General features: G+C 38.5%; 10 protein-coding genes. 7 read left to right on the top strand and 3 right to left on the bottom strand.

The genetic code is table 11. The annotated features are described in order from the left end of the window. The first annotated feature begins 154 nt into the window (after positions 1–154). Genes ACZYT3_RS12360 through ACZYT3_RS12370 form a run of 3 tightly spaced genes read left to right on the top strand, consistent with a single transcriptional unit; the run spans position 155 to position 3,179 of the window. Positions 155–607, top strand: a complete 453-nt coding sequence (locus ACZYT3_RS12360; RefSeq protein ID WP_464088864.1) for a MarR family winged helix-turn-helix transcriptional regulator — start codon at positions 155–157, stop codon at positions 605–607. Next, entirely contained in the window at positions 604–1,794 is a 1,191-nt protein-coding gene (locus ACZYT3_RS12365) for an iron-containing alcohol dehydrogenase (RefSeq protein ID WP_464088865.1), read from the top strand. The genes ACZYT3_RS12360 and ACZYT3_RS12365 overlap by 4 nt, the downstream gene beginning before the upstream one ends. Positions 1,795–1,805: 11 nt before the next feature. Continuing rightward, complete coding sequence (locus ACZYT3_RS12370; protein WP_464088866.1) at positions 1,806–3,179, top strand: aldehyde dehydrogenase; 1,374 nt, start codon at positions 1,806–1,808, stop codon at positions 3,177–3,179. A 44-nt stretch (positions 3,180–3,223) separates the two neighbouring features. On the opposite strand, the gene bcp is transcribed toward ACZYT3_RS12370, so the two are convergent. From bcp to ACZYT3_RS12385, 3 genes are read right to left on the bottom strand one after another with little or no spacing between them, the layout of a single operon-like run. Then, a complete protein-coding gene (bcp, locus tag ACZYT3_RS12375; protein WP_294560899.1) occupies positions 3,224–3,685 on the bottom strand; it encodes a thioredoxin-dependent thiol peroxidase in 462 nt (153 codons plus the stop codon). A 4-nt stretch (positions 3,686–3,689) separates the two neighbouring features. Next, on the bottom strand, positions 3,690–4,052 hold the full coding sequence (locus ACZYT3_RS12380; RefSeq protein WP_464088867.1) for a VOC family protein: 363 nt from the start codon (positions 4,050–4,052) through the stop codon (positions 3,690–3,692). After that, a complete protein-coding gene (locus ACZYT3_RS12385; protein WP_464088868.1) occupies positions 4,042–4,710 on the bottom strand; it encodes an MBL fold metallo-hydrolase in 669 nt (222 codons plus the stop codon). Before ACZYT3_RS12385 ends, ACZYT3_RS12380 begins: the two co-directional genes overlap by 11 nt. A gap of 54 nt (positions 4,711–4,764) precedes the next feature. Between ACZYT3_RS12385 and ACZYT3_RS12390 the strand changes: the two genes are divergently transcribed. The 4 genes from ACZYT3_RS12390 to ACZYT3_RS12405 are packed head-to-tail and all read left to right on the top strand — an operon-like array spanning position 4,765 to position 8,438. Continuing rightward, a complete protein-coding gene (locus ACZYT3_RS12390; protein ID WP_464088869.1) occupies positions 4,765–6,096 on the top strand; it encodes a methyltransferase RsmF C-terminal domain-like protein in 1,332 nt (443 codons plus the stop codon). Positions 6,097–6,149: 53 nt separating this feature from the next. Next, a complete protein-coding gene (locus ACZYT3_RS12395) occupies positions 6,150–6,794 on the top strand; it encodes a hypothetical protein (protein ID WP_464088870.1) in 645 nt (214 codons plus the stop codon). A gap of 47 nt (positions 6,795–6,841) precedes the next feature. Beyond that, positions 6,842–8,050 (top strand): hypothetical protein, encoded by a 1,209-nt coding sequence (locus tag ACZYT3_RS12400; protein WP_464088871.1) that lies wholly within the window; start codon positions 6,842–6,844, stop codon positions 8,048–8,050. Between the two features lie 10 nt (positions 8,051–8,060). Beyond that, positions 8,061–8,438: a hypothetical protein gene (locus ACZYT3_RS12405; RefSeq protein WP_464088872.1), complete on the top strand. Its 378-nt coding sequence runs from the start codon at positions 8,061–8,063 to the stop codon at positions 8,436–8,438. The last annotated feature ends 212 nt before the right edge of the window (positions 8,439–8,650 follow it).

The raw sequence follows: 8,650 nt of genomic DNA on the forward strand, positions 1-8,650 counted from the left end.
TGTAAATGTTGTTTACATTGGATAAGAGGACATTTCATGTTTTATCGTGTAACTATCGAAGAACATTTAATCTTTGAATTCATGTAATGTTGACAAATCAACAAGTTGGACTTACAATACAACAGTTGAATTATCAATGGTAAAGGAGAAAACTATGGTTAATCGTTTTGAGCGTTTTTCTTTGTTGTTATTTGAGATATTGCGCTATTGGCATAAGCTGACAGCAGAAGAAATGAAAAAATATGGGTTAAAGGGTGCTCATTCGATATATCTTTTAACGATGCTGCGTTATCCTGACGGTATTACGGCAACGCAGATTTGTGAATATTGCGTAAAGGATAAGGCAGATGTATCCCGAATGATGACCTTGCTTGAAAAAAAAGGTCTGGTGAAGAAAGAAGGGGTTCATCAGAATCTTTATAAAGGGGTCTTTAAGCTGACTGAGGAAGGAAGAAAGGCGGCTTTATTTGTATCGCAGCGGGCTTCTTTAGCTGTTGATATTGCAGGTAAGGATTTAACTGATGAACAAAGAAAAGTATTGTATGAAGCCTTGGAACAGATTGCTTCAAATCTTCGTAAGCTGAATAAGGAGGGACTTCCGGAATGAATCCATTAACAAAAGCTTTTTGCCGTATTTATCAAGCTGTTTTTCATCTGGCATTGCCGATATTGCCGTATCGCGAGCCTGAATTATATTCAAGTATCACAGAAATACCAGACCTTTTAAAGAAGATCAATGTACATTCTGTATTGCTTGTCAGTGACGCTGCATTGAAAGAAAATCGCAAGCCATTAGAAAAGATATTACATGACCATGACATTCATTGTGTTGTGTATGACAAGACATGTGCCAATCCGACGGTTTGGAATGTAGAAGAAGCCCGTAAGCTTTATTTGCAAGAAAACTGTGAGGCTTTGATTGCTTTTGGCGGAGGTTCCTCGATGGATTGTGCCAAAGGTGTAGGTGCCCGTATTGCTTATCCAAAGAAATCTTTGGATCAGTTAAAGGGTCTTTTACGTGTTTTAAAAAAGATCCCACCACTCATTGCCATTCCGACTACGGCAGGAACAGGGAGTGAAGTAACGATCACGGCAGTGATCACAGACAGTGAGAAAAAATATAAATATACGATGAATAGTTTTACGCTGATTCCCGGCTATGCGATTTTGGATCCAAAGGTTACTTATACCTTGCCGCCGCAATTGACCGCTACAACGGGAATGGATGCCCTGACCCATGCGGTTGAAGCCTATATCGGTAATTCTACGAGCAAGGAAACACGAAAATATTCACTTGAAGCAATACGTTTGATTTTTGAAAATATTGAAAAAGCTTATACAAAGGGTGATGACGATGAAGCCCGAAAAAATATGCTGCATGCATCATATATTGCCGGTATTGCTTTTTCAAAATCATATGTGGGTTATATTCATGCTGTGGCTCATTCATTAGGGGGTCAGTATAATATCCCTCACGGTCTTGCGAATGCTGTTTTAATGCCTTATGTATTAAAGGAATATGGGGCATGTGCCTATAAGAAATTACATGACTGTGGTGTGGCAGCCGGTGTAGCGACCAAAAATGATACTCATGAGCAAGGAGCCAATAAGTTTATTGATGCCATTGAAAAATTAAATCAGAGGATGAAGATACCTGCTCATTTCGAGGGAATCCAAGAAAAGGATATACCATTGATGGCAAAACATGCGGCCAAGGAAGCCAATCCATTGTATCCGGTACCTAAGCTGATGGATGCAAAGGAATTAGAAAAGTTTTATTATATGGTTATGTGATGGAGGTAGACATGAATATTGATGAAATATTAGAAAAACAACGTCTTTATTTTCAAAGCGAAAAGACTCTTTCAATTGATTTTCGTATCGAAATGTTGAAAAAGCTAAGAAATGTCATTCATAAATATGAAAAAGAAATTGCTCAGGCATTAAAAGCAGATTTAGGAAAAAGTGAATATGAAAGCTATATGTGTGAAACGGGTCTGGTACTCAGTGAAATCAGTTATATGATCTCTCATGTCAGAAAATTTGCACGTAAACATCATGTACACACACCTCTTGCACAGTTTGCATCCGTCAGCTATAAACAAGCATCTCCTTATGGAAATACGCTGATCATGAGTCCATGGAACTATCCCTTGCTTTTAACGATCGATCCGCTGGCAGATGCGATTGCGGCAGGCAATACGGCGATTGTGAAGCCAAGTGCTTATTCACCGGCAACCAGTGCCCTGATTGATAAAATGATAAAAGAATGCTTCCCTGGTGAATATGTCGCAGTGGTAACCGGTGGAAGAAAGGAAAATGCCGCCCTTTTAGAAAAGAAGTTTGACTTTATCTTTTTTACGGGAAGTCAGAATGTGGGTAAAGAGGTATTGCGTCATGCTGCCGAATATCTGACACCGGCAGTATTGGAACTGGGAGGTAAGAGTCCTTGTATCGTTGATAAAACCGCTAAAATAAAATTAGCGGCTAAAAGGATCGTCTTTGGAAAATATTTAAACTGTGGTCAAACCTGCGTAGCACCGGATTATATCCTTTGTCATGAAAGTGTAAAGGATTCACTGATCAAAGAAATCCGCTTACAGATCAAAAAGCAATTCGGTGAGCGGCCATTAGAAAATAAAGATTATGGAAAAATTGTCAATCAAAAGCATTTTGAACGTCTTTTAGGTTTGATCGATCAAAATAAGCTGGTAATTGGCGATGAATCCGATCCCCATACCCAAAAGATTTCTCCTAGCGTAATGGATGGAGTCACTTGGGATGATGCCGTCATGCAGGAAGAGATCTTTGGTCCCATTTTGCCAATATTGACCTTTCATACGATAGATGAAGTGATCCATTTGCTCGCAGATAAACCGAAACCGTTGGCTTTCTATATCTTTTCAGAAGATAAAGCTGTGATCCAAAAGCTGAGTGAGCGCTGTCGCTATGGCGGTGGCTGTATCAATGATGTGATCATTCATTTAGCGACCAGTGAGATGGGCTTTGGCGGTGTCGGTGAAAGTGGTATGGGGGCATATCACGGTAAGATTGGCTTTGATGCTTTCTCACATACGAAAAGCATCGTAGATAAAAAAACATGGATGGATCTTCCGATGCGTTATCAGCCATATCGAAAAGGTTTATATGAAAAACTGTTACATCTGTTTTTAAGATAAAGAAAAAGTGTCATTCCAATCATGGACATGACACTTTTTCTTTATCAGTTTTGATGAAGATATTCCAGAATCTCCTTGGCATTATTTTCCGGACTTGCTTTCTCAAAGGTTTTAATGATCACGCCCTCTTCATCAATGACATAGGTAGAGCGCATAATTCCCATATATGTTTTTCCATACAGCTTTTTTTCCTTCCATACATCATAAGCTTCGATCACCTTGTGATCGACATCGGAAAGCAGAATGAAAGGAAGCTCATATTTCTTCTTAAAGTTAAGATGAGATTTGGATGTATCCTTGCTGATACCGATCACAACGACATCCAGCTTCTTAAAATCATCATAAGCGCTTTTAAATGCACAGGCCTGTTTCGTACAGCCCGGAGTATTATCCTTCGGATAAAAATATACGACGACTTTCTTTCCTTTAAAAGAAGAAAGAGAAACGGGATTGCCGTTTTCATCCGGCAATGTAAAATCAATGGCTTTTGTATTCACTTCTAACATAAAATTACCTCCTTGGAACGATTTCTAACCAATAACCATCCGGATCTTCAATAAAATAAATGCCCATAGATGGATTTTCAAAACATATACAGCCCATTCCTTTATGCTTTTCATATGCTTTTTCATAATCATCACATTCAAAAGCTAAATGAAATTCACATTCACCCAGATCATAGCGTTGCGGATGATCATGAAGCTGTGTCAGTTCTAGTTCAAAATCACTTTGCTCATTTTTCACATAAACGATCGTAAAGGCTTCAGTTTCTTTTCTTCTGACTTCCTTTAGTCCCAAAGCTTCTTCATAAAATTTCAATGATGCTTCCAGATTCGATACGTTATAATTTTCATGGATCATTTTAAAATTCATATTCTTTCACCCTTTCTGTATTGACAATATTCTCGCTGTTTTTTACTTTTAACAACAGCTTTTCCATGTGTGCAGGATCTGATGAGAAATGCATTGGGAAAATGACCGAAGTATCTGTCCATGCATTAAAGATCTCAAGACCTTCACAAGCTAGCTCATCGCTTTGACGTGGATCTAATACGAGAAAAGCCAAGTCAAAATGACGGCCTTTGATCTTTTTCATCTCAGCCATAAAGCTGCCTCGCATCATCTTAGCTTCTTTTTCACTGTCATCCTCCCATAACCACAGATGAAGATCACCGGCATGATAGATAGTTTTATCTTCTGTTTCGATGATAAAGGCAACCCCGCTGTCAGTAGAAAGCAGCGTAGTTACTGTCATATCATCAACCTTGAGCGTTTCATCATGATGCATATGAATGACAGGGAGAGGTGTTTTTTTGATCTCACTGGCAAAGATGAAGGTGCGTTTTTTAAAGCCCTTCGTTTTCTCAAAGACTTCCGGATTGTAATGATCCTGATGCTTGTGAGAAACAAACACATACAAAGGCTTGTCACTTTGGATGATTGGCAGGTCTTTCATATAATAATCAAATAATAAGATATGATGTTCAAGCTCAACCATGAAGCCACTGTGATAGATTGGATATATTTTCATGTTTACCTCCGAACTCATTGTAGCACATTTTTCAAAATATGTTACAATACATGCATGAAAACAAATTATTTAGAAAGAATGAAAGAATATTTACAGGATGAATATGAAGAATTTTTAGCTACCTTAGATAAAGAAATGTATAAGGGACTCAGCGTCAATACGATGAAATGTCGTCCTTCCTTCGTAGAGGAAAATTTTCCTTATAAACTGACGCCTTCTTCATTTGGAGAGAATTGTTATTTGTTTGATGGCAGCGTTAAAGCAGGAAGTCATTGGACGCATTTGGCAGGACTATATTATCTTCAGGAACCCAGTGCAGCCAGTGTCGTGAAAGCTTTGGATATTCAAGAGGGAGATTGGGTCTTAGACGCTTGTGCGGCTCCGGGAGGCAAAAGTCATCAGATCGCTTGTGCCTTGAACAATACCGGCTTTCTTTTAAGCAATGAAATTGACCCTAAACGTGCCAATATCCTTATGTCCAACATGGAAAGATGCGGAGTAGGAGAGAATATGATCACCTGCTCATCTTTAGAAAGGCTCGCCCCTCAGTTTCAAGGTGTCTTTGATAAGGTCTTGGTCGATGCACCATGCAGTGGTGAAGGCATGATGAAAAAGCATGAGCTGGCCTCTGTGGAATGGAGCGTAGAAAATAATCTGGCCTGTCAGAAACGACAGCTGCGTATCTTGGATGAGGCGGTTACATGCCTCAAGACAAATGGGATATTGGTCTATTCGACCTGTACCTATGCCATTGAGGAAAATGAAGCGGTCATCTATGAATTTTTAAAACGGCATCCGGAAATGGAGCTGCTTGATGGCGGTGATCATGTCAAACGAAAAGGTATTCCTTATAAGGATCTTGATGTTTCGAAGGTGCGCCGTATCTATCCGATGGATGGCGGAGAAGGGCATTTCTTTGCGAAGATGCGAAAACGAGGAGAAGCAAAGGCTGTTTTTCTGAAATATAAGAAAACAAGAAGGATACATCCTTCAGCAATTGAATTTATAAAGGATCAAAGTGATCTTTCTTTAAATCTGATTGAAATTAATAATAAGGTTTATGCCAGAAAAGAGATGTTCTTAGAGGCGGAGATGAATATTCTTCGGCAAGGAATCTTAATCGGTGAAATCGTAAAAAATCGTTTAGAACCACATCAGCATTTCTATATGTCTTCACTTTTGATGCCGCATTATCATCATATCATTGATATGACACAAGCTGAAGCCCAATTATTTTTAAGCGGGAATGTTTTTGCCCATCAAGAAAAAGGCTATGTATGCTGTGCCTATAAACGTGTTCCTTTAGGTTTTGGAAAAGGGGATGGCAATCAGATAAAAAATAAATATCCAAAAGGTCTGAGAACACTGAAGGCCTTTGAAAAATAAGTGAGTTGCAAATGGTAGTTAGAAAAGATATACTTGCGTAAAGGAGAACGATTATGAATAAACTCATATGTGTTTTACTGATCGTATTGCTTGTGTCAGCTTGCAATGACTCTTCAGTGAAACAAGAGGCTTTACGCTTTAAAGAAGAGTATGAATCGTTGAATGGCAAAGAAAATGACAGTGGCATAGATTATGTGAATGTTGTCATAGAGGCGGATCATCCGATGGTATATGCAGATATCGAACAGCTTTTGGAAGTGATCAAAAATGACGGCATCATTTATTTTGGCTTTGATGAATGTCCGTGGTGCCGCAATGTTTTACCGGTCCTGATCGAAGCGGCCCGGGAAAAAGAAGTGAGTGAGATTTATTATTATGATATCAAAGGCATCCGGGATGAGCTTGTATTAAATGAAGAAGGCATGATTGAAGTCATGAAAGAAAAAAGTGAGGATTATCAGCTGATCTATGATGCTTTATATGATAGTCTGAATATTTACGAAGGCTTAAATGATGACACGGTCAAGCGATTATATGCCCCCAGTGTTTTCTTTATCAAAGAGGGCAAGGTCATGCTCATGCATGAAAGTACCGTTGAATCGCAGAAAGATCCAAGCGTGATGATGAGCGATGTCCAACAACATCAGCTCAAGGATATCTATATACAGGGAATAGAGAAGATTACTGAAGCTTTTTGATGTGAAATGCCGGTATAATTGCATTTTGGGTGAAAGGAGATAGGTAAATGAAAAGAGTGGGTCTTGCTTTGATATGCCTGATGTTTGCGATCTTTGCGATCGGTGTAACGGAAGAGGTCATGTGGCGGTCTTTTAATTTTATGGAAATCGTCGGTTATCAGATCAAAACGACTAAATCAAATCTAAGTGAAATAAGTGAAAAATGGTTTTATGAATATTTTAATCAGCTTAGAGGTGTCCATGTTCCTTATGATTACAGGATCCAGAAGGCTGAACTGGATCGTATCGAAGTATTGGATGAACAAAGCGTACAGGTCAATGGGACGATCTATACATCCTCTCGTAATCTTTCAGTGATTGATAATCTTAATCTGATTCAAAGCAGCGAACGTTATGAATATGATTTTGAAATTGTTTTAGTGTGGCAAAATGAGGATCATATGTGGGAAATTACCAATGCGATGTCACCGGTTCAGTATCAGATACAGCACTCTGTTTTTCAAGATGTACCTAAGATTCCGTATGTGATGAAAGATGCGGACTGGGCATATGCGATTCAGGATTCAAATTTATATGTGACCTATGATCATGGTGAAACATTCAAAGAAGTGCCAAACGGTTATGAACAGGTCTGCTGGGATGCGATACATAGTGAGACAGATGAATATCTTGATGATGAAAGTTATATTATTACACCTGAATTTACTGCTTTTATTGGTCGTAATTCATTGGCTGTGAAGTTAATTTACAGTCTTGATCAGGGAGAAACATGGCAGGAAAGCAATATTTGCAGTTCAAATTATAAAGGCAAGGCTTATTTATCGAAAACAGATCATTACTGTTATTTGACGATGGCATTGGATCATTTGATGGGCGATGATTATTATGGAACGTATCGCAGTGCTGATTTTGAAACATGGGAATCGGTATCCATGAATGAAGCGTTTGATGAAAATATCAGCTGTGTCTTTTGGCTGAGTGATGAAATCGGCTATTTTGCCAATGCCAATGTTCTTTATCGTACAACAAACCATGGTGGTGATTATGAGGCTGTCACGCTTCCGCCTGCGACATCAACGATCGAAGACATCGGCTATGATCCTTTTGATCTTGTCGTGGAAATGTATCAGGATCATGATGTGATCTATGCAATTGCTTCTCAAAAAGAGGGTGACTATAAAAAAGACGGACAACTGGTCAGAGGTCTGTATCTTTCTTATGATGGCATTCATTTTGAATTCGTGCAGGAAATATAGAGGTGGTATCATGAATAAAAAAAAGTTGGCTTTTTTGATTTTATGGCTTTTGTTGTTCTTTCTTTGTGCTTATTTCTTATATAACGGCTACACGCTGTTAATTGAGTATCGTGATAGAAGGCAGGGCATCATTCAGCTTGTTTGTGGTTTATGTCTTGTCATAAGCATATTATCCGTGGCTTATTTGAGCGAAAAGCCGCTTTCTTCATGGAAAGAAAAAGCAATGATCGTTTTCAGCGACTTATGCTTGTTTGAAAGCATTCTTGTATTTTTTGGCCGCTATCAGGATACAGGAGTGCTTCTTCTGATCATCATCACAGCTTTTATCGTATCTGTCCTTGTTTCTTTTCTGATCATAAGGCATTTCAATAAAGCTGACAAAATCTAAGTGATAATAAAAACAAAGCATCAAATCTGATGCTTTGTTTTTACTTTGAAGCATGATTGAGATATGTGAGATATTCTTCCCGTTCCTTTGCTGGAATCTGCATCATATCAAATACTTCTTCTGCACTCATATCATTATTCTTCATCATGTTTTGAATAAATCCTATAAATTTCAGTGTCGTTTCCTCGATACCTTTTGTTATTCCTTTTGCC

The organism is Traorella sp. mt218, assembly GCF_055420025.1.